The organism is Dolichospermum sp. LEGE 00246 (assembly GCF_015207865.1).
Lineage (GTDB): Bacteria > Cyanobacteriota > Cyanobacteriia > Cyanobacteriales > Nostocaceae > Dolichospermum > Dolichospermum heterosporum.
The window spans coordinates 1-1,784 of sequence record NZ_JADEWA010000695.1; the positions used below are offsets into that span (position 1 = coordinate 1).

Annotated in this window: 3 protein-coding genes; all 3 read left to right on the forward strand. The window is 38.8% G+C overall.

Features of this window, described 5'->3' with window-relative positions:
- Nucleotides 1-111 precede the first annotated feature (111 nt).
- The 3 genes from rpsO to IQ228_RS25675 all read left to right on the forward strand — a co-directional run bounded on the left by rpsO (nt 112) and on the right by IQ228_RS25675 (nt 1,649).
- Nucleotides 112-381: a 30S ribosomal protein S15 gene (gene rpsO / locus IQ228_RS25665; protein ID WP_027404050.1), complete on the forward strand. Its 270-nt coding sequence runs from the start codon at nt 112-114 to the stop codon at nt 379-381.
- A gap of 12 nt (nt 382-393) precedes the next feature.
- A complete protein-coding gene (locus IQ228_RS25670; protein ID WP_027404049.1) occupies nt 394-864 on the forward strand; it encodes a PAM68 family protein in 471 nt (156 codons plus the stop codon).
- A 212-nt stretch (nt 865-1,076) separates the two neighbouring features.
- Complete coding sequence (locus tag IQ228_RS25675) at nt 1,077-1,649, forward strand: Uma2 family endonuclease (protein WP_027404048.1); 573 nt, start codon at nt 1,077-1,079, stop codon at nt 1,647-1,649.
- Nucleotides 1,650-1,784: the final 135 nt, after the last annotated feature.

Genomic DNA, 1,784 nt, shown 5'->3' on the forward strand with positions numbered 1-1,784 from the left:
TATAAGAGACAGCCCCTGCCCCCTGCTCAGGAATTTGCCACAGGAATTGATGGGTGTGATATTATGGGAGACTGCTACACAAACTTAAGAAAAATAAGAATTTAATCGATCATGGCTCTGACGCAACAGCGCAAACAAGAACTCATTTCTGGATATCAAGTTCATGAAACCGACACTGGTTCGGCTGATGTCCAAATTGCAATGCTAACTGACCGCATTAACCGCCTCAGTCAACATTTGCAAGCTAATAAGAAAGACCATTCCTCCCGTAGAGGACTATTGAAGATGATTGGCCAAAGAAAGCGTCTTCTAGCTTATATCCAAGCAGGTAGTCAAGAAAAATATAAAGCTTTAATTACTCGTCTTGGTATTCGCGGTTAGGAACTAATTCTTATGGCTGCTGAAGAATCGGAACGTAGTGCCTTACCTTTTGAGCCAAACAAAAAGCGTCCAAAACCCGCTAAGGCTATTAGTCAACCCGTTATCAAAACCAAAGAACCTCAAGAAAAATCGCAACAGAAACGCCGTTATTCTAAACAAGAAATGGCAATTCCTGAAGTGGTCAGTCAACGCATGATTCGCCGAGTGGCTGGGTTTTGTGGTGTCCCCACATTTTTAGGTATTACTAGTTTGGTAGTTAGCTATCTGCTAGTTACCTTGGCTGATATTCAACTTCCCCCTATCGCCGTTTTATTGGTGAATATGGGATTGTTTGGTTTAGGTGTGTTGGGAATTACCTATGGTGTTCTTTCCGCTTCTTGGGATGAGGAAAGACCGGGAACTATTATGGGTTTGGATGAATTTAGCACTAACTGGGGAAGGATGACCGAAGTTTGGCGTGATACCCAGAAAAAGAACGTCTAATAAGCAGCGTCCAGGTAATAACTGTATATGGGGTAAGTTGGAAAGACTATATTTTTCTGGTTTATACCCAATATTCAGCAAAAAATACCTGGCGCTACATTTGTATTTATATGTTTAACTCCAGATATTTTTGATCAACACGGGAATTGATTCATGAACAAATTGGTAAAAGATTTGACGATAATTTTCAAATTATCAAAAAAGGAAAAATTATGCAATCTCCTCTTTACCTGTTCACTATTACAGAATATTTGGAATTAGAACAATCTAGCGATGTTCGTCATGAATATTTTGCTGGTGAAGTCTTTGCTATGGCTGGAGGTAGTAAGGAACATAATATAATCTCTGGCAATGTTTACTCGCGGTTACGTTCTCGGTTACGGGGTAGTTCCTGTAATGTTTTCATGTCTGATATGAAAGTGAGAATAAATTTAGCCAATGACAATAAAACTATATTTTATTATCCTGATGTGGTAGTCAGTTGCGATACTGAAGATCAAGATCGTTATTTTTTGAATTATCCTTGTTTAATTATCGAGGTGCTATCACCAAGTACAGAAACTATAGATAGACGGGAGAAACTTGTTAATTACCGCAGTTTAGCAAGTTTGAAAGAATATGTTTTAATTTCGCAGGATGAAGTTAAGGTAGAGGTTTATCGTCAAGATGAAAAAGGAAATTGGACTATACAAACTTTGATTAATCGTGATGATAAATTACATTTAGGTTCCGTTGGCTTGATTCTAGAAATGGCAGATATATATGAAGATGTTATTAATATTTAATTTTTTAATTTAGTGGGGGACAAGAACCCCACCCCCAACCCCCTCCAGTATCAAAAGCTTATCCTTTTCTTCCCCCCGCTGCGGGGGGATTTAGGGGGGTGCGATGAGGGGGCTAGGATGTACCTTATATTATAT